This window comes from Buttiauxella sp. 3AFRM03, assembly GCF_003675305.1.
Classification (GTDB): domain Bacteria; phylum Pseudomonadota; class Gammaproteobacteria; order Enterobacterales; family Enterobacteriaceae; genus Buttiauxella; species Buttiauxella ferragutiae.
Genome location: NZ_CP033076.1, coordinates 135944 through 155159 on the forward strand (window position 1 = coordinate 135944; position 19216 = coordinate 155159).

Below are 19216 nucleotides of genomic sequence, written 5' to 3' on the forward strand. Positions count from 1 at the left end.
CTTTGGTGTAAACGGAATTTCTTGCAAAGAAAATTAACAATAACCTCGCTATTATTTTTACCGGGATCATTTGTCTCTTTTGAACTGCATGCCGAAAATAATACGCGCTACGAATTTAATAACGCCATATTAATGGGGAATGCTAAAAATAATGACCTCAGTTCGTTCAATATCGCAGGGTTAGCCCCTGGAAGTTACCTTGTTGATATCTATGTAAATGACAGCTGGCGTGGCTACCAGGAACTGGTCTTTACAAAAAATGCGCAGGGTGAATTGGTCAGTTGCTATTCCGCGCAACTTTTAAATAATCTCGGCATTAATCCACAGAAGATGAACAAACTGCTGGCGGAACAAGCCGGTTTTTGTGGCAGTATCGCTCAATGGGACACCACGGGTAACGCCAGTGAAAGGCTTAATAGTGGCCAACTCGATTTACGCCTGAACATCCCGCAGGCTTATCTTGAGCAGAGCGACAGCAATTATATTCAACCTGAATTATGGCAAGCCGGCATCCCGGCAATCAGTGTGGGTTACAACGCTGACTATTACAGCGCACAACAGCGGGGTGACGACAGAGGTAGTACCGATAGCGCTTGGCTGGGGATGGATGTTCGCGGTAGTGCCGGTGGCTGGCTGATGGAACATTTGGGCAGCCTCGACTGGGACAGTCGCTCAGGCAAGCACTATTCCAGTAACCGCACAACGCTAAAACGCCCCATCGTCGGCTGGAAATCGATGCTCAGTGCCGGGCAATTCTATACCGATAGCCAGATGTTCGATGGGATTAGCCTGCTCGGGCTTTCCCTGGAATCTGAAGACCAGATGCACCCGGATAACACCTTAAACTGGGCACCGGTTATCCGCGGTGTGGCGGAAACCAATGCCCGCATCACCGTGACTCAGGATGGGCGAACCCTGCACCAGGCGTCGGTTCCGGCGGGGCCATTTGCAATAGATTCTATCCTGCCTGCGAACACTGGTGGTGAACTGCTGGTGACGGTGCAAGAGTCTGATGGCCGTATCCGCCGTTTTTCCGTTCCTTATTCCACGGTGCCACAACTACTCAAACCCGGTGTTGCACGCTACAGCCTTTCTGCAGGGGCGGTGGATGAAAGTGGTAATGACCAGGATCCGCTTGCCGCGCAGGTCTCCTGGCAATATGGCGTGAATAACTATTTGACGTTTTACAGCGGAGCGTCTGGGTTTGAAGATTACCAATCCGCACTGCTTGGCAGTGGTTTTAATACTCCGCGGGGGGCCATTGCCGTGGATATTACCCAGTCACGGTTTAACTTTGACGAACGGTTTTATCAGGGACAGCAATACCGGGTTACCTATAATCGAACGCTTCCCATGTTGCAGACCACGTTATGGTTTGAGACGAAATTTAATTCGCAGCACTATTATGGGCAACGGGATGCTCTTGATGAATGGGATGCAAATAGTGACTACCGGGTATTACGCGAAAAAAATTCTTATAGCCTCAGTATGAATCAACCTCTGACTGAGCAACGGGGATCGTTTTATTTATCTGGATCTATCAAGACCTATTGGCAACAGCAGAATAACTATCGCCAATATGCGGTTGGTTATACTAACAACTGGCGCAATCTGACATGGAGCATTTCAGCGCAACGCTTCTGGAATGAAGATGAATTTGGCACAGCTACCAAAGACGATCAGATAGCGCTGATGTTTAGCTATTATTTGCCGCGATCTAATTCAGGCTATACGCAAATTTCTTCTGAGACTTACAGCAATAATGGCAAAGCGCACAACAGCCGTTTAGGGTTTACCACCTCAGCAGACAATGAGAATAATCTCATCTGGGGAGCCAATACCAGTTATGCTCGTGGTGGCGATATGGACTGGGGGGTCAACGGCAATTATCGCTCCCCACTGACCACGATGAACGCAACATGGAGCCAGGGGAGTTCGTGGCATCAAGCCAGTGCCGGGCTGAGCGGCTTACTGGTGGCTCACGCAGGCGGCGTGACTTTATCGCCCGAACGTTCGGACACCGTCGCGCTGGTCTATGCACCAAATGCCGAAGGGGCTCATATTGATGGTGTGCCGGGTACCCGCTTTGACAGCAATGGTTATGCCATCATGCCGTGGTTACGGCCCTGGCGCGTTAATGACATCATCATTGACCCTAAAGGTGCTGATGACGGGATCACTTTCGCGAAAACGCAAAGTAAGGTCGCCCCATATCAGGGGAATGTGGTCTCTGTTGTTTTCGAAACAAAACTGAATCGCCAACAAATTATTCGTCCACAACTGCAAGGCAAACAAACGCTACCGTTTGGCGCAACGATTCGTGATAACGCCAATAACCATGTCGGTTATGTCGGACAGGGTGGATTGCTCTATATCGACGAAACCACTTCACCAGAAGTATTTATTCCCCTGGAAAAGGGAAAGTGCACCGTTGTGCTTAAAACGCAGGAGGCAACATGTCGGTAATACGTTCGGCTTTACTTTTAGTGGGATTGCTTCCTGTGGGTTTTAATGTCAGTGCCAACTGTAATATGAGTAGCCAAAGAATCATTGCAGCACCGGAAACGATAGTCATGAAGCGAGCGGTTCAGTCAGGTGCAGTGTTACACTCACGAACCTATAGAGTACAGAATATACCCTCGCCGAACTGCTCAGGGAGTGTTGCTTTTAGCGCACAAATTGTCGGTGATAAATCGGCATTAATATTACCTGGTGTATTACGCAGCAACGTAAAAGGAGTTGGGGTTAAAGTTTCGCTGGAATTGTCAAGCGGGCGTATTATCCTGTGGCCTTCTGAATTCAGTGCCGCGTTAGATGAATTAAAGGGCAGTAAAATCACCATTGAACTGATCAAAACTGATGACAATATCAATGTGGGTGCCTTGCCTGGTAATATCAATTTGCAAATCAAAAGTGAACATCAGTCATTACCAGTTATTGATATCAATTTACCTGCCACGTATATCAATTTACTGAATCATTCTTGTTGGGTGAATAACAAACGCGCTAACAAAGTTAATTTATCTGATGCCGCATTGAAAAATTTCACACAACCGGGAAGTGTAGCAGGGATAAAGCCTTTTGATGTTAAATTTATATGTGATGGTGGGGGAGGGGCAGTCAGGAATGTGGATATTAACTGGTGGGGGATTCAGACAGCCGAAAATAGATCTTACGGTGTTTTACGCAATCAGGACGAATCAGGGGCTCAAGGCATTGGAATTCAGATGTTAGATGAAAATAAAAAACCAGTGAATTTTGATTCGCGCAAAGAGTTTGCCCTGAAGAATCTTGGGGAGGGACACTACGCCATTCCTTTATTTGCGCGGTACTATCAGTATGGACAAAAAGTGACCCCGGGAAAAATAAGCACCTTCATTTATTTTAATATCATTTACCAATAATATTAATAAGGTTTATTATGCGCCCGATTCACTTTAGTGCTAAAAACAAAATATGGGTCTCTCATTACAAAGAGTATCAGCATCATCACGCCACGGTTTTTGCAGTGTTTGAAAATGACTTCTCAGGCCTGATGACGGTGGAATTATTGAGTAAAACGAATAATGGAATCTACAGAACTCGCCATAAAACACCCGTGGATTATCAAGGAGGTTCGCAACATTCACTGACGCAGTTATTATTCAATTTAGCGCCAGGTGAATGTGCACAACTGCATATCTCTGTGGAAGACAACGTTGGCAGGCTGTTTGAGCATCACTGGTCACCAGGCCTGCAAACAGTCTGATTGCTTATCAATGATGCCGCATTTAGTGCGGCATCATAATGTGTGTGGCAAAACCTCTTCATCCAATGGTGGTTCAATGGGGATGAAATAAGTGCAATTGATGGTGTCTGAAAGCTCACTATGTGACGGGTAATGAAAGATCTCAATATCGTAACCTGGTCGTCGAGTTAATTTATACTTGGGCAATAATACCAGGTAGATATATTTAGAGTAGGAAGGGTAATCATGCAGTGTAAACTGGAATGAAAAACAGGCGAAAGTCCCGCTAGGGTAGCGGCATTGGTTATAACTTGAGCCCATAGTCTCATTTTTAGTACCAATAATAGTATTGAGTTTAAGACAGTTTGTATAATTCTCATGTGGCATGAAATCGTTTAACACGATAATGTCTTTCTTTTCTTTGTCTAGTTTTTCGAAAATAATATTCAAACGATTTACATGAGAGGTGGGAGTCGGCGGGATGGGGATGATATGGTTATAATGAGAGCCTGAAACTATTCCTTCTGGTAAGTTACAGAATTGCAGCGAATTGATAGTGACTCCTTGTACATGTGAATGGCTATATAAAGATGACAGATCCCATGAATCTTTTCTTCGGTATTGCCCTGGAGTATACCCCGTCGCTTTCTTGAACTCCCGGCAAAAAGACTGCTGAGAGTCAAACCCCAGTTTGAGTGAGATATCAATAACATTGATATTCGTTAATCTGAGTAAATAAGATGCCTGAATGATACAGCGTTTCCTGATATATAAGCCAATAGGCATGCCGATATACTGTTTTAACAATGCCTGAATATGCCTGCGGCTATAGCCAGAAAATTGAGCGATGTCGTTGATGTCAATACCGGTTGCAAAATTATCTTCAATGTAATTCAGTACATCACGAACGGTCATTGCCTTAACCATCTGTCCTACCTTCCTAGTATGCATTCATTTATCTTATTATACATTTTTGCTTAATTAATAAGTCAACGAGCTTTACCATAATATACGTATTGTAACAGTGCAGAAATGGATTCAACGGAGGGGGAAGGGTTTTAGGGTGAAACTGCACAATTAGATAATTATTTACAATCGATATATTTTATAATTCCTGATAGTTCAATAAATAATAACGTGGGATATTGTCAATGGTTAAATATTAACTCATGTGATTATTTAATGAAGCGGGTAAAGAGCGAGTTACCCGCTGGTGTGAAAATAAACTGCAGTAAAAAAAACAATTTTGCTACGCAGCATCCGCCAAAATAAACATACCGTACGGATGGATCTCGAGATAGTAATTATCCCCCACATCAGGCTGTAGGCGCGTGGCATTCACCTGCAACAACAGCGCCTGACCATGCCATTCCACCGTCACTTCATATTGCGGCCCCATATACGCCACATGGCGCACCACGCAGCGTTGGCTTTCTTCGCCATGTTCGCTCAGCGTGATGGCTTCCGGGCGCACGCCAAGCGTGCCTTCCGCTTGCGTAATAGTGAGCTGAGGCGGGCGCGGTAAACGGTAGCCGTGGATCTCGACAAAATCGCTGCCAAAGCGTGCCGGGAAGATGTTGGCATCGCCCATAAAACTTGCCATAAAGCGCGATGCTGGCTGGCGATACAGAGTTTGCGGGCTGCCAATCTGCATGATTTCGCCTTTGTTCATCACCAGTACCGTGTCCGATACCGCAAAGGCTTCGCTCTGGTCGTGGGTGACGTACAGCGAGGTGATGTTGAACTGTTTTTGCAGCTCGCGGATTTTGTCGCGCATGCTGCGGCGCAGGTTGGCATCCAGGTTACTCAGTGGTTCATCAAACAGCAGCACTTTGGGTTTGAGGATCAGCGCACGCGCCAGTGCCACACGTTGTTGCTGGCCACCGGAAATCTGGTCAACAAAGCGGTCTTCGAAACCGTCTAAATCGACCATTGCCAGCGCTTCTTTTACGCGCATTTTGATTTCTGCGCGTGGCGTGCCGAGCATTTTCAGCCCGTAACCGACGTTATCGCCCAGCGACATATGCGGGAACAGGGCATAGGACTGGAACACCATGCAAATGTCACGTTGCTGAATAGAGCGGTGCGTGACGTCTTCGCCATCAATAAAAATCTGCCCTTCAGTGGGTTTTTCAAGCCCGGCCACCAGGCGCAAAACTGTAGTTTTCCCGCAGCCGGATGGCCCGAGCAGCGTCACCATTTCCCCTTTAGGAATGGCCAGATTAATGCCCGCAATGACGGTGTTATTACCAAACCGTTTCGTGACATTGCGCAGTTCTACAAAATGAGGTTGTGTCATGTTTTACTCCGTAATCACGCGTTGGTTTTGGCTTTTGAACGTGAAATTCGCGCTTCACCAATCAACCAGTCAAAGATGAAAATAATCGTCAGCATCACGACAATAAGGATTGAGCCGTAGGCAATCGCCACGCCATATTCGCCATCTTCCACGCGGTTCAGAATGTAGGCGGTGGCGACACGGGTATCCGGTGTGACGAGGAACACAATGGCGCTGACGGTCGTAATGGCGCGCACAAAGCTGTAAATCAGCGCCGACAGAATCGCCGGGCGCAGCAGCGGCAGCAGAATGTTGATAATGGTGCGCATCGACCCGGCTCGCAGGCTCAAAGAAGCTTCGTCGAGTGACTTGTCGATTTGCCCCAGCCCGGCAATGCCCGCACGGATACCTACCGGAACGTTACGCATCACCATCGACATAATCACAATCGCCGCAGTTCCCGTCAGGTAAACTGGCGCGCTGTTAAACGCCAGAATGTAGGACACGCCTGCCACGGTGCCTGGTACCGCAAAGCACAGCATGGTGGTGAACTCGATAGTCTTTTTGCCACGGAACTGCTGGCGCACCACAATCCAGGCAATCAACAAGCCGAAGAAAGCGGTGATGGGCGCGGCAATTCCGGCGTACAGCAGGGTGTCGAGCAGTGAAGGCCATGCGCCATCGCTCATTCCCTGGCCGAACAGTTTGATGAAGTTATCGAAGGTCAGCGTGTAATCCACGCCCCAGTTGACGGTGAAACTGCCGTAGAAAATGCTGCCATAGAGCAGGGCGTTAAAGGCAATCCACACCGCTAATAACGCCACCACCGCCCATACCAGAGTGACCGGCAACGGTTGTACATCACCACGGTTGGATTTACCGGAAACCGTGACGTAGGAGCGTTTGCCAATCCACATGTACTGAATGCAGAACACCAGCAGCGAGAACAGCAACAGGAACGCGCCGAGGGTACTGGCGGCCTGGTAATCCAGCTGTGAACCGGTGATGTAGAAGTAGATTTGCGTGGCGAGCACGTCAAAGTTGCCGCCTAACACCAGCGGGTTACTGAAGTCCGCCAGCGATTGCACAATCACAATCAAAAATGCGTTTGCCAGCGCCGGTTTCAGCAGCGGTAAAAACACCCCTTTGAAGGTCTTCCAGCGTGTAGCCCGCAGGGTATAAGAGGCTTCTTCCAGCGACGGGTGAATGGTTTTAATCGCGCCATCGAGGATCATAAATGCCATTGGTGTGAAGGCCAGAACTTGCGCCAGCCAGATGCCGGTAAAACCGTACAGCCAGTTGGTGTTCGTCAACCCGAACCAGTCAACCATCAATTCGGTGATATAACCTGAACGCCCCATCATCAGCGTGACGCCAAGGCCAACCACAAACGGCGGGGTGACAATCGGCAGAATCGAGAAGATACGGCCAATAATGGCGCTACGTTTGGCGATGCGTGTCGTGTAAATCGCCAGCACCAGACCGAAGAAGGTGCAGCCAATGCCCACCGCAATCGACAGTGCGATGGAGTTGATAATCACCTGAATAATATGCGCCTGGCTGAGCACCGCCATAAACGCCAGTGGGGCAAACTCGCCGCTGTCGGTGGTAAACATCGGAATGAAAATCGCGATGCTTGGCCAGACAATAAACACGCCAATTAGCGCCACAATCGCCACCAGCGAGCCAATGACAAAACTGTCGCCGCCCAGCCATTCGAGGCGCGTCAGAGCAAGGGTGATAACCATGCCGAGCGCGATAAACAGCACCAGTGTGGCATAGCCTAGCCCGCGTTCCGTCACGGTGGCGCTGACCACCACAAAGGCCATGCACAGCAACGCCCAGCCTGCATCGAAATAGTGGCGCTGGCGCTTTTCCGGCCCTGAGGCATGGAACGGGCGCAGCAGTAATAGCGACGTTAAAACGTACCACAGCAAACTGATGTTAATTCCCGACCAGCTATAAGCCGCGAGCAGTTCGTCACCGGTTGATTCAAACAGGCCGTAATCCAGGCTCCAGCTTGGCAGCAGGGCAAAAGCCAGCCAGCACAACGCCACCCACCAGAGAATAGCGTCCCGCTTCTGCGCAGGACGCAAAAGTAAAGTTTCAGACATAAGTGCCTCATCGCCCAAAAGAAAAGGAGGGGGCAGGTGACGTGACGCCGTCACCTGCTAATGGGTTAGTTACCCATTTTCACTTCGCTAACCCACTTATTGATCAGCGCTTTGCGCATCTCGGTCGCGCCGTATTTGTCCATGTCATAGTTGATGAGTTTCAGGTCATCGAGCTTGAGCGACAGCGGGGAGCTTTCAGCGGTGGTGTTGGTCAGAATTTGGTAGGACTTGCCTTTTTTCCACGACAATTCCTGCGCTTCTTTCGACAGCACCCAGTCAACGAACAATTTGGCGTTGTCCATGTTGCGCGCGCCTTTCAGGATGCTGACGCCGCCAATTTCATAGCCGGTGCCTTCGCAGGGGGAAATCAGCTCCAGCGGTGCGCCGTTCTCTTTTTCCAGCGAGTAATCATGCAGGAAGCCAATGCCGATAGCGGTTTCGCCACGAGCGGCGTTACGTGCCGGAGCAATGCCGGATTTGGTGTACTGGGAAATATTGCCGTTGAGTTTTTTCAGGTAATCAAACGCCTGATCTTCGCCCCAAAGCTGCGCGAAGGTTGCCAGTGCGGTGTACGCCGTGCCTGAGCTTTGCGGGTCAGCCACCTGGATTTCGCCTTTATAAATTGGGTTGGTGAGATCTTTCCAGCACTTGGGCACCGGCAGGTTTTTCTCTTTCAGGCGCTGAGTGTTGACGCCAAAACCGAGAATGCCGATATACACCGCAGAGGAGTAGTTGCCTTTGCGTTTTGCCGGGTCCTGGAACTTCGGCATGATTTGCGCAAGGTTGGCGGATTTATACGGCTCCAGCAGGTCCATTTCACCCGCCTGAGACTGCGGATCCAGCGTGCCGCCGTACCACACATCGGCCTGTGGGTTTTTCTTCTCGGCATCCACCTTCGCCAGTGTGCTGCCGGAACCGTTACGGATAAACGAGGTTTTCACATCGTATTTTTCGCCAAACGCTTTGGTTTCAGTTTCACACATTTCATTGGTGGCGCTGCAATACACCACCAGACGGCCTTTGGCCTGCGCGGCACCGGACAGGGTAGCCAACGCAACACCCGCAGCAACCAGAGAAGAGAGCACGGTCAGTTTCATATTATTATCCTAAGTGTCCTGAGGTAAGGTGATTGCCGGGTCCATGGCACCAACACTCCTGTCTTGCGCGCTGATGCCCGCCATTAACAGGGGCATCAGCAAAAATCCAATCAGTGCGGCAGCCACGGTTAACAGCGCGAACATCCCGGACCAGCCATAACGCTCAATCACTTGCGACAGTGGCCATCCCGCCAGTGCCGCGCCTAAATAGGCAAACAAACCTAAGAATCCTGTGACGCTACCCGCAGCCTGCTTATGGCTGCATTCCACGGCGGCGAGGCCAATCAGCATCTGCGGGCCAAAGACAAAAAAGCCGATGGAGAAAAAGCACACTGCCAGTAGTGCGTAATGGTGTACGGGCGATAACCACAGGGCGGCGACGGAAACAAACAGCCCTAACGCAAACAGTAAAATCATCGGCCCGCGCTGGCCGCGAAACAGCAAATCTGAACCCCATCCGGCAAATAACGCCCCCAGCAAGCCGCCCATTTCGAACAACATCACCGTGGCGTTGGCGCTGAGTAAATTCACGCCGTGGCTTTCGGAAAGCCAGATATTGCCCCAGTCGTTAAGCGCGATACGAATCAGGTACACCAGCACGTAACTGACGCCGAGCAGCCAGACCATTGGGTTTTGCAACACGGTGCTGCGAAACATTTGCCACTGTGGCAGCGGCGGGCTGAGTTGCTGCTGGCGCATTTCTAGCGGGTCATGTCGCCAGACACCGACCGGTGGTAATCCCATTTCTTGTGGCGTGCCGGTTAAGCTACGGCATAGCCAAATCCCGGTGATGATGCCGATACCACCCGAGACAAAAAGCGACGCCTGCCAGCCGAACCACAGCGCCATCAGCGCGGAAATCAGCGGAACGGCGGCACCGCCGAGGTTGATGGAAGTATTCCAGCAGCCCCACCAAAAACCGCGTTCGTTGCGCGAATACCAGTGCGTTAGCAATCTGGCGCAGGGCGGCCATCCCCAACCCTGGAAGAAGCCGTTCAGCGTCCAGATAACCAGCAACATCGGTAAGTTGCTGCCGAAGGCAAAAAGAATGTTCAGTATTCCGGTTGCCAGCAGGCCCGCGCCCATAAACCAGCGTGCGCCCCGACGGTCGTGCCACAATCCGGCGGCAAATTTCGACAGGCCGTAGGAGAGATAAAACAGCGTACCCAGCAGGCCGATATCGCTTTTGCTTAACGCCAGGTCGACCTGCATCGCCGGGAGCACAAAGCTGACGCTCTTGCGTGTCAGGTAAAATGCGCCATAGCCCACGACCATCGACAGCAGCAAACGTGGACGCCAGTAACGATAATCACGACCGATAGTTTGCTCGGAAATCATCTGATTCCTCCGGATTGGAATGACTATAGAAAACGCAGATACAAAGGGGATGAGACAAGGTTTTAGCCAACCAGGAATTTTTCCTGGTTATCCCTGATTTTGTTGAAAAAGTGTGGGCAAGTTAACAATTACGCGTGTGCCGGACTGGCTTTCAATCTGCAAATCCCCACCTAACGCGCGAATGCGTTCCGCGATCCCTTGTAATCCCTGGCCGTTATGGGTGTTACCGCTAAAGCCAATGCCATCGTCTTTGACTTCCAGGCGTACGCCTGCGGGTTGTTGGGTTAAAGAGATCTCAATCAGGCTGGCGTCGGCGTGTTTACAGATATTGTTGAGTAGTTCCTGCACCAGGCGATAGAGGGTAAAAATCACCGGATCGCTGGCGGGCTGGCCGGGTAAATCGTAATGGAAGCGGCAGGTGATACCGCGTTCGGCAAAGGCGAACTCCTGAATCAAATGATGCAGCGCTTTATCGAGCGAGATTTCGTCCAGCACCGGCGGGCGAAGCTGGCGCAACAGATGGCGAGTCGAGTGGTGAATGCGTTGGGCAAGCTGGTTGATTTGCTCGGCGGCGAGCACCGTGGCATCGCCGCTGGCGGTGCGTTTTACCAGCATCGACTGGATTTGAATCGCGGTAATATTCTGGCCAATTTCGTCGTGCAGCTCACGCGCCAGATCTTTGCGCGTGTCTTCTTCGGTATGCACCAGTTGTTCCATTAGCTCGCGCCTAGCCTGTAATTCCACTTCCAGCCGTTGGCGATAACGGTGCAGATTATTGGCAAGATGCTGCTGACGGCTTATCGCAATCCCCAGCCCAATGCCCAGCAACGCCTGAGTGGAAAGAAACAGCTCCATTTCCATCAGCCCGTTAAAGCCGCTGCCTATCTGGCGGGCGATGGTAATCATCATGCTGCCCAACAGTGCGGCAAGTACGCCGCCTTGCCAGCCAAATTTGTAGGCCATCACTACGTTTGGCAAAAACACCACAATCAACAACAAGCGTTCGATTTCAGGCGACACCACCATTTGCGCACCCACGCCAATGATGAAAAACAGGCTGCACCAGATTAGCAACGAGGTGCGCAGCGGAGGATTGGGCGTTTCTTGCGCCAAAAGGCTTTCGAGGTGTTGCTGGCGCAGGTATTCATAAATCAGGTAGACAAACGGCGTGAGCACTACGCCGCCGGTAAATGCGGCCAGCAAGGTTTGCGAAGCGCTGCTGGAGAGAAAAGGGGTTAGCACCAGAGTGTGTAGCAACGCATCGCTGGTGATCGCCGCCATCAACAGTGACAAGCGTTGCCAGTAGAGGGTGAAACGGTGCCAGTAATGCTGGACAAACAGCGCGGGGATCGCACTTAGCAACGGGGAAAGTAGCATCACCGGTTCGGTCATCAACTGCTGTTGCCAAAGCCCGCCAAGCAGGCCGAACACCGGGAGAAACAACGCAGGCCAGTAGCGGCGATGTAGCAAAATCAGTAACGCGAGATGCACGCCTTGCGGTAACAGTAGCGTGGCTTGCTGGCCGTTATTGGTGAGGTAGAAACTTATCGTCCAGAGGGCAAGCCAGGTCAGCCCCCAGGCGAAAACAATAAACAGCGATAACAACAGATGACGCCACGAACGAGACATTTAGTGCCCGGTTAACAGTTGGTGGTCGAGGGCAAAGTGCACCAGTTCGATGGTGCTTTCGCATTGCAGTTTGCCGAGGATATTGGCGCGATGCACATGCACGGTTTTGTGGCTGAGATTCAGTTGCTCGGCAATATGCTTGACGCTTTCGCCTTTAATCAGCAAATCGAAAACTTCGTGCTCGCGTGGCGTGAGGGCTTCCAGAACTTTGGCTGGTTGCCCCGCGTGGCGTAACGCGCGTAGCGCATCGGCACATAAATAATGGCCGCCCATACCGACGGTGCGCACCGCCTGCACCAGTTCTTCAGGGCCACAGCGTTTGGTGAGATAACCGCTTGCTCCGGCATCCAGCGCGCTTTGCACAAACGCAGTGGTGTCGTAAATGCTCAGAATGATGGCGCGAAACCCTGGGTGATGCTGGCGCAGGCGTTTAAGCAAACTCAAACCATTTTCATCGGGCATGGCGATGTCGAGTACGGCGACATCGGGCTGGCGTTTTATCAGCGCGGGCCAGGCTTCGGCGGCAGAACTGTACTGCCCGACAATTTCAATATCGCTCTCAAGGCTCAGCAACTGCGCAAAACCGGAGCGCACTACAACGTGGTCATCAACTAAAGCAACGGCAATCATGGTTATGCTCTTCAGGAAGGATCTGGCGCCATCATGCGGACGAATCTATTCAGCGCAACGGCTGTGTTGGGAATATGTTACAGCGGTAGCAAAAAAGAGTCCTGCAAATAAACAGGGGTCATTTCAATTGACGTGGGTGATATCGATTATGTCGGATGACGCTCACGCTTATCCGACCTACGCGCTTTGGTGCGTCATCCACCATTATTCACTTAGCGTCAGTAAACTGTGTTTGAAGGCTTCAAGGTCGGCGCTGTTTTCATTTGCATGGCGTAGCACCAGTCGATAACACGCCCCCGTTTTCACCTGGCTGGCAAACGGCTGCACCAACCGGCCACGCCGCAAATCTTCGGCCACTAGTGTTGCATCGGCAATCGCGATACCAAATCCTTGAATCGCGGCGCTGATCGCTAAATCCATGGTGTCGAAGTGTTGATTTTTATTCATAACAGGAGCGATGTCGGTATTTTGCGCCAGCCACAGTGACCAGTCGGTACGATCGCGTGTGGGATGCAGGAAGGTGTAGCGGCTCAGTATCTCAGCGGTGAGCGGCTCTTCCGGGAGCAACTGTTGGCTGACTACCGGCGTGAGGCACTCCTCAAACAGCAACGTGCCGTGGTTATCTGTATGCCCGAAAATAATCGCGGCATCATATGACTCGTTTTTGAAATTCACGCCATGTTCGACGGTGGTGGTGAGCGCCACCTGGATTTCAGGGGCGGTGCTCTCCAGTTGCACAAGCTTTGGCACCAGCCAGCGCATGGCGCAGGTTGGGGCTTTCAGGCGGATGACACTGGATTTATGGCAGGCGTTGTTCGCCACACTCAACAAATGCTCAAAGGCGTGCTGCATTTCTGGCAGCAGGGTGTTGCCTTGCGGGGTTAAATGCAGCCCACGGGCATGGCGGTCAAACAGCGCATAGCCGAGCCATTCTTCGAGTGTGGAGATTTTACGGCTCACAGCGCCCTGCGTCAGACAAAGCTCTTTTGCGGCGCGAGTCAGATTCAAATGTTTGGCCGTCACCAGAAAAGCATCAACCGTATTCAGAGGGAAATTGCGCCGCATATGTGATGACTCTCCGTTGAGCTATGAATTTTTTGCATGGCTATTATGACAACAATTCGGTTGTGGTAGCAACCCGTTACAGTTTGAATAGTTATGCAAATCGCGCATATACAGGAGCGGCCATGACCATGCAAACCCCGGTGCAACTTCGTTCAAAATTACCGGATGTTGGAACCACTATTTTTACCGTTATCGGCCAACTGTCGGCGCAACATAACGCCATCAACCTTTCGCAAGGCGCACCTAATTTTTCACCTGACCCGAAGTTGGTTGCGGGTGTCAGCAAAGCGATGCAGGAAAATCATAACCAGTACGCATCGATGACCGGTTTCAGGCCGCTAAAAACGCTGATCGCTGAAAAAGTGGCGGCGCTTTATGGCTCACATTATGACGTTGACGATGAAATTTTAGTCACCGCCAGCGCCAGCGAAGGGCTTTATTCCGCCATCAGCGGGTTAGTGCATCCGGGTGACGAAGTGATTTACTTTGAACCCTCTTTTGATAGCTACGCGCCGATTGTCCGTTTGCAGGGGGCGACACCGGTCGCGCTAAAACTGGCGCTGCCGGATTTCACCGTTGACTGGGATGAAGTCCGCGCGGCAATCACGCCACGCACGCGTATGATCATTATCAACACGCCGCATAACCCGAGCGGGCAGGTGTTCAACGCCCATGACCTGGAAATGCTGGCGGCGCTGACGCGTAACACCGACATCATCATTCTGTCCGATGAAGTCTACGAACACATCGTATTTGATGGTGAACGCCATCACGGCATGGCAACGCACCCGGCACTGGCCGAACGCAGCGTTATCGTGTCGTCATTTGGTAAAACCTTCCATGTGACCGGCTGGCGCGTGGGGTATTGCCTGGCTCCAGCGGAACTGATGGCAGAAATCTGCAAAGTGCACCAGTTCCTGATGTTTTCCGCCGACACGCCGATGCAGCATGCGTTTGCTGAATATATGAAAAACCCGGACACTTATTTATCGCTGGCGGCGTTTTATCAACGTAAGCGCGATTTAATGCAGTCATTATTGGCGGAGTCGCCATTTAAGCTGCTGCCAAGTGCAGGTTCGTTCTTCCTGCTGGCGAAGTTCGATCATTTCAGCGATGAATCTGACAGTGAAATGGTGAAGCGCCTGATTACTCAATATGGCGTGGCGACGATACCGCTCTCTGCGTTTTATACCGATGGGACAGACAACAAGTTGATTCGTTTGTCATTTGCGAAAGATGAAGCTACGTTACGTGCGGGTGCTCAGGCACTTTGCCAGGTTAAGCCACGCTGATACGAGGTCATAATGAAAAAAGTTTATGCATTAAGTTTATTGGTTGGGATGTGCGCTTCATTCTCTGCTTTTGCAGCAAGCGAAATGCGTTACGGCGTGGAAGCCGAGTATCCACCGTTTGAAAGCCGTAACACGGCGGGCGAGCTGGAAGGGTTTGATATCGATTTGGGTAACGCGATTTGTCAAGCGGCAAGCCTGAAATGTTCATGGGTGGAAACCTCATTTGACGCCTTGATTCCGGGGCTGATGGCGAAGAAATTCGATGCGATTAACTCGGCGATGAACATCACCGAACAGCGCCGTAAAAGTATCGATTTTACCCAGCCAATCTACCGTATTCCGTCACAACTGGTGGGCAAAGCCGATAGCGGTATGGAAGCCACGCCAGAAGGGCTGAAGGGTAAAACTATCGGTGTTCTGCAAGGTTCCATTCAGGAAACTTATGCCAAAGAACACTGGGAAAAACACGGTGTCACGGTTGTGTCCTATAAAGATCAAAATATGGCGTGGGGTGATTTGCTCAATGGCCGTATTGATGCGTCGCTGGTGATGTCAGCCGCAGGGCAGGCCGGTTTCCTGAGTAAACCGCAGGGCAAAGGTTTTGGCTTTATCGGCAAGCCGGTGAGCGACGATACCATTTTGGGCAGCGGTATCGGCTACGGTTTGCGTAAAGGCGACGAAGCAACCAAGAAGCAGCTTGATGCGGCAATCGACAAAGTGCGTGCTGATGGCACCATCACTACGCTTGCGAAGAAGTATTTCCCGGGTATTGATGTCAGTGTGAAGTAAGTTTTTCTTTGTAGGGTGGGTAAGCGAAAGCGTCATCCACCGTTTACGCTTATCCACCCTACAAATCACGAAATAATTAGTGATTCGTTGCGTAAAGGTCTGTGTCTCTGATTGGTTTTTCAGTGATTTTTGTCTAGAGTGTGCGGTCTAGATTTTGCCGCTGTTCTGCCCCTGGTGGGACCAAACACATCGACAATGAAGGACTATTTTTCAGGCATGAACCGTAGACGTTTTATCAAAGCCTCAATGGCTCTCGCCGCAGTCAGCGGCACAACTTCACTTGCCACGCTCTTCTCACGCGCCGCTTACGCGTCAGAGTCTGAAATTGCCGATGGTCGCACCACCGAGTTCGATTTCTCTGTGCTCCAGTCAATGGCTCACGACCTGTCGAAGAAACCGTGGGTTGGCAAACCGCGCCCGTTGCCGGACACCCTGGCAAACTTAACGCCTCAGGCTTACAACGCCATTCAGTATGATGCCGACCATTCATTATGGAATAACGTTGAAAACCGCCAGCTTGATGTGCAGTTTTTCCACGTGGGGATGGGCTTCCGCCGCCGGGTACGCATGTTCTCTGTTGACGCCACATCTCATCAGGCGCGTGAAATTCACTTCCGCCCTGAGCTGTTCAAATACAACGATGCAGGCGTAGATACCAAACAGCTTGAAGGCCAGATTGATCTTGGCTTTGCCGGGTTTAAAGCCTTTAAATCGCCAGAACTGGCGCGTCGTGACGTGGTTTCCTTCCTTGGCGCGAGCTACTTCCGTGCGGTAGATAAAACTTACCAGTACGGCTTGTCTGCACGTGGGCTGGCGGTCAACACCTATACCGACCAACTGGAAGAGTTCCCGGACTTTACCGCGTTCTGGTTTGAAACCGCGAAAGCAGGTGACAGCAAATTTGTGGTCTACGCTCTGTTGGATAGCGCAAGCGTCACCGGAGCCTACAAATTCAATATTAGCTGCGAAGCCGAACGTGTGGTGATGGATGTCGAAAACCATCTGTATGCGCGTGAAGATATTAAGCAACTGGGTATCGCGCCGATGACCAGTATGTTCGCATGTGGCACTAACGAACGCCGGATGTGCGACACCATCCACCCGCAAATTCACGACTCTGACCGCCTGGCGATGTGGCGTGGAAATGGCGAGTGGGTGACGCGTCCATTGAATAACCCGCAGAAATTGCAGTTCAATGCTTACACCGACAACAACCCGAAAGGGTTTGGTTTGCTGCAACTAGACCATGAGTTTGCCAACTACCAGGACATTATGGGCTGGTATAACAAACGCCCAAGTCTGTGGGTTGAACCGCTGAACAAGTGGGGCAAAGGCACCATCGGCCTGATGGAAATCCCAACTACCGGTGAAACGCTGGATAATATCGTTTGCTTCTGGCAGCCGGAAAAACCGGTGAAAGCGGGTGATGAACTGTCGTTCAAATATCGCTTGTACTGGAGTGGTTTGCCGCCAATCCAGTCGCCGCTGGCGCGCGTTTACGCAACACGCACCGGAATGGGGAGTTTCCCGGAAGGTTGGGCACCAGGCGAGCATTTCCCGGAGAAATGGTCACGCCGTTTCGCGATTGATTTTATCGGTGGTGATTTGAAAAACGCAGCACCGAAAGGGATCGAGCCGGTTATCACACTGTCTAACGGTGAAGCCAGGCAGATTGAAATTTTGTACGTCGAGCCGTTCAACGGTTACCGCATTCTGTTTGACTGGTACCCAACTGACGACTCAACCGATCCGGTCGATATGCGCATGTTCCTGCGTTGCCAGGGCGATGCCATCAGTGAAACCTGGTTGTATCACTACTTCCCGCCAGCACCGGATAAACGTAAATACGTTGATGACCGCATCATGAAGTAAAAAATGGTGGATGACGTTTGCACTTACCCCCTACAGGGCACGGTTTTCGTAGGTTGGATAAGCGCAGCGTCATCCGGCAAACGAGTGTAAAACCATAGCATTTGTAGGTTGGATAAGCGCAACGTCATCCGGCAAACGAGTGTAAAACCATAGCATTTGTAGGTCGGATAAGCGCAGCGTCATCCGACAAAAGGGTGCCACCCACTCTCTACTCCAGCGGCCCGCCAAGAATAGTTTCACGCATCCCAGAAAGTACCCGTTCACCGGTTTCGCTTTTCAGTTCCTCATACCAGTTGTGGGTGATGTTCATATCCTTTCCGTGGGTCACATCGCAGCGTTTACGCGCTTTGAGTACCAGATCTTTGACGCGCCAGGCGCGCTTTTCCTGGTAGCGCAGCAAGGCATCTTCCACGCCTAACGAGTTGGTTTGCAGCGCCACGGCCAGCACTACTGCGTCTTCCATGGCAGCACAACCACCCTGGCCAATATCCGGCGTGGTGCTGTGGCCGGAGTCACCCAGTAGCGCCACGCGCCCACGCACCAGTTGCATAAATGGCTCGATATCATGAATTTCTATGCGGTTGGTGGTGTCGGGTTTAATCGCGGAAATCAATTTTTGTACCGGTTCAGCCCAACCGGCAAAGTAGCGCGTTAAATCAGCTTTAACGGTGGTGCGGTCTTCTGGTAGCCCTTTCTCAAGGGGAACATCAAAGAAGAAGTAAAAACGATTACCGGCAACTGGCATTAAAGAAACCCGTTTTCCTTCGCCAACAAATGTTGTCCATTGATTGGCCGGGGCAATAGATTCGTCAATTTCCACCAGACCGTTCCAGTTAACGTAACCGGCGTAGCGGCGTTCTGTCTGGTGACCAAGAACATACGGGCGGATCACGGAGTGGGTGCCATCAGCGGCAATTAGCACATCGCCCACCGCGATATGCCCATCTTCAAAATACGCTCGTACGCCGCCATCAAATTCTTCGACTTTAGCCACGCGTTTGCCAAACTGAATATCTGTGCGGCCATAGGTATCGATCAGCATGTCTTGCAGTTCAGCCCGCGCCACAGGATAGGGGCGTTCGCCGACGCTTTTGATTAAAGGATCGAGACTAAAACGCGTCAGGGTTTGGCCGTGGACAAACTCTTTGTAGGCCATAAATTCCATCGGCCCACCGAGTTGCTGAAGCTGCTCTTTCATGCCGAGCCAGTTCAGGCATTTTACGCCATTGGGCCAAATTGAAATCGCCGCACCGACGGGTTTGATCTTTTTCACCGCTTCATAGACTTCCGTTGCAATGCCACATCTTTTCAGGGCAATTGCCGCTGAAAGTCCACCAATGCCGCCGCCAATTATGATCGCTTTCATCCGAGTCTCCTTTGGGTTA

15 protein-coding genes are annotated in these 19216 nt (G+C 51.2%); 6 read left to right on the top strand and 9 right to left on the bottom strand.

Translation table 11 applies throughout. The features are described 5' to 3' along the window. The first annotated feature begins 21 nt into the window (after positions 1-21). From D8682_RS01925 to D8682_RS01935, 3 genes are read left to right on the top strand one after another with little or no spacing between them, the layout of a single operon-like run. Positions 22-2466, top strand: a complete 2445-nt coding sequence (locus tag D8682_RS01925; RefSeq protein ID WP_237932745.1) for a fimbria/pilus outer membrane usher protein — start codon at positions 22-24, stop codon at positions 2464-2466. Next, positions 2457-3404 carry a fimbrial protein gene (locus tag D8682_RS01930; RefSeq protein ID WP_121813354.1) on the top strand — a complete coding sequence of 316 codons (948 nt, stop codon included), beginning with the start codon at positions 2457-2459 and terminating at the stop codon, positions 3402-3404. Before D8682_RS01925 ends, D8682_RS01930 begins: the two co-directional genes overlap by 10 nt. A gap of 17 nt (positions 3405-3421) precedes the next feature. Continuing rightward, positions 3422-3748: a hypothetical protein gene (locus D8682_RS01935; RefSeq protein WP_064547133.1), complete on the top strand. Its 327-nt coding sequence runs from the start codon at positions 3422-3424 to the stop codon at positions 3746-3748. Positions 3749-3781: 33 nt separating this feature from the next. Here the strand turns inward: D8682_RS01935 and D8682_RS01940 are convergent, their stop codons facing one another. The 8 genes from D8682_RS01940 to D8682_RS01975 all read right to left on the bottom strand — a co-directional run bounded on the left by D8682_RS01940 (position 3782) and on the right by D8682_RS01975 (position 13878). Beyond that, on the bottom strand, positions 3782-4654 hold the full coding sequence (locus D8682_RS01940; protein WP_162302970.1) for an AraC family transcriptional regulator: 873 nt from the start codon (positions 4652-4654) through the stop codon (positions 3782-3784). Positions 4655-4976: 322 nt separating this feature from the next. Then, positions 4977-6026: a ferric ABC transporter ATP-binding protein gene (gene fbpC, locus D8682_RS01945; RefSeq protein WP_121813356.1), complete on the bottom strand. Its 1050-nt coding sequence runs from the start codon at positions 6024-6026 to the stop codon at positions 4977-4979. 14 nt (positions 6027-6040) lie between these two features. After that, positions 6041-8119, bottom strand: a complete 2079-nt coding sequence (locus D8682_RS01950) for an iron ABC transporter permease (RefSeq protein ID WP_121813357.1) — start codon at positions 8117-8119, stop codon at positions 6041-6043. A gap of 65 nt (positions 8120-8184) precedes the next feature. Continuing rightward, positions 8185-9216, bottom strand: coding sequence for an ABC transporter substrate-binding protein (locus tag D8682_RS01955; RefSeq protein ID WP_064547117.1), 1032 nt, complete (start codon positions 9214-9216; stop codon positions 8185-8187). Between the two features lie 9 nt (positions 9217-9225). Beyond that, positions 9226-10554 carry an MFS transporter family glucose-6-phosphate receptor UhpC gene (gene uhpC / locus D8682_RS01960; protein ID WP_064547115.1) on the bottom strand — a complete coding sequence of 443 codons (1329 nt, stop codon included), beginning with the start codon at positions 10552-10554 and terminating at the stop codon, positions 9226-9228. An 87-nt stretch (positions 10555-10641) separates the two neighbouring features. Further along, positions 10642-12183 (bottom strand): MASE1 domain-containing protein, encoded by a 1542-nt coding sequence (locus D8682_RS01965; protein ID WP_121813358.1) that lies wholly within the window; start codon positions 12181-12183, stop codon positions 10642-10644. Continuing rightward, positions 12184-12813, bottom strand: coding sequence for a response regulator transcription factor (locus tag D8682_RS01970; protein ID WP_121813359.1), 630 nt, complete (start codon positions 12811-12813; stop codon positions 12184-12186). A 204-nt stretch (positions 12814-13017) separates the two neighbouring features. Then, on the bottom strand, positions 13018-13878 hold the full coding sequence (locus D8682_RS01975; RefSeq protein WP_121813360.1) for a LysR substrate-binding domain-containing protein: 861 nt from the start codon (positions 13876-13878) through the stop codon (positions 13018-13020). 122 nt (positions 13879-14000) lie between these two features. Here D8682_RS01975 and D8682_RS01980 point away from each other — a divergent pair, with 122 nt between their 5' ends. The 3 genes from D8682_RS01980 to D8682_RS01990 all read left to right on the top strand — a co-directional run bounded on the left by D8682_RS01980 (position 14001) and on the right by D8682_RS01990 (position 17831). Continuing rightward, the gene (locus D8682_RS01980; RefSeq protein WP_064547106.1) at positions 14001-15170 is read left to right on the top strand and encodes a pyridoxal phosphate-dependent aminotransferase; all 1170 of its coding nucleotides are present in this window, start codon (positions 14001-14003) and stop codon (positions 15168-15170) included. A gap of 12 nt (positions 15171-15182) precedes the next feature. Then, the gene (locus D8682_RS01985; RefSeq protein ID WP_121813361.1) at positions 15183-15959 is read left to right on the top strand and encodes an ABC transporter substrate-binding protein; all 777 of its coding nucleotides are present in this window, start codon (positions 15183-15185) and stop codon (positions 15957-15959) included. 216 nt (positions 15960-16175) lie between these two features. Then, the gene (locus D8682_RS01990; protein ID WP_121813362.1) at positions 16176-17831 is read left to right on the top strand and encodes a glucan biosynthesis protein D; all 1656 of its coding nucleotides are present in this window, start codon (positions 16176-16178) and stop codon (positions 17829-17831) included. Between the two features lie 208 nt (positions 17832-18039). Here D8682_RS01990 and hpxO read toward each other — a convergent pair whose 3' ends face one another. After that, positions 18040-19197 (bottom strand): FAD-dependent urate hydroxylase HpxO, encoded by a 1158-nt coding sequence (gene hpxO, locus D8682_RS01995; protein ID WP_121813363.1) that lies wholly within the window; start codon positions 19195-19197, stop codon positions 18040-18042. Positions 19198-19216: the final 19 nt, after the last annotated feature.

Excerpts from the sequence above, each read along its gene's own strand:
- D8682_RS01930 (WP_121813354.1), top strand. The coding sequence starts at position 2,457 with ATGTCGGTAATACGTTCGGCTTTACTTTTAGTGGGATTGCTTCCTGTG.
- D8682_RS01935 (WP_064547133.1), top strand. The coding sequence starts at position 3,422 with ATGCGCCCGATTCACTTTAGTGCTAAAAACAAAATATGGGTCTCTCAT.
- D8682_RS01940 (WP_162302970.1), bottom strand. The coding sequence starts at position 4,654 with ATGGTTAAGGCAATGACCGTTCGTGATGTACTGAATTACATTGAAGAT.
- fbpC (WP_121813356.1), bottom strand. The coding sequence starts at position 6,026 with ATGACACAACCTCATTTTGTAGAACTGCGCAATGTCACGAAACGGTTT.
- D8682_RS01950 (WP_121813357.1), bottom strand. The coding sequence starts at position 8,119 with ATGTCTGAAACTTTACTTTTGCGTCCTGCGCAGAAGCGGGACGCTATT.
- D8682_RS01955 (WP_064547117.1), bottom strand. The coding sequence starts at position 9,216 with ATGAAACTGACCGTGCTCTCTTCTCTGGTTGCTGCGGGTGTTGCGTTG.
- uhpC (WP_064547115.1), bottom strand. The coding sequence starts at position 10,554 with ATGATTTCCGAGCAAACTATCGGTCGTGATTATCGTTACTGGCGTCCA.
- D8682_RS01965 (WP_121813358.1), bottom strand. The coding sequence starts at position 12,183 with ATGTCTCGTTCGTGGCGTCATCTGTTGTTATCGCTGTTTATTGTTTTC.
- D8682_RS01970 (WP_121813359.1), bottom strand. The coding sequence starts at position 12,813 with ATGATTGCCGTTGCTTTAGTTGATGACCACGTTGTAGTGCGCTCCGGT.
- D8682_RS01975 (WP_121813360.1), bottom strand. The coding sequence starts at position 13,878 with ATGCGGCGCAATTTCCCTCTGAATACGGTTGATGCTTTTCTGGTGACG.
- D8682_RS01980 (WP_064547106.1), top strand. The coding sequence starts at position 14,001 with ATGACCATGCAAACCCCGGTGCAACTTCGTTCAAAATTACCGGATGTT.
- D8682_RS01985 (WP_121813361.1), top strand. The coding sequence starts at position 15,183 with ATGAAAAAAGTTTATGCATTAAGTTTATTGGTTGGGATGTGCGCTTCA.
- D8682_RS01990 (WP_121813362.1), top strand. The coding sequence starts at position 16,176 with ATGAACCGTAGACGTTTTATCAAAGCCTCAATGGCTCTCGCCGCAGTC.
- hpxO (WP_121813363.1), bottom strand. The coding sequence starts at position 19,197 with ATGAAAGCGATCATAATTGGCGGCGGCATTGGTGGACTTTCAGCGGCA.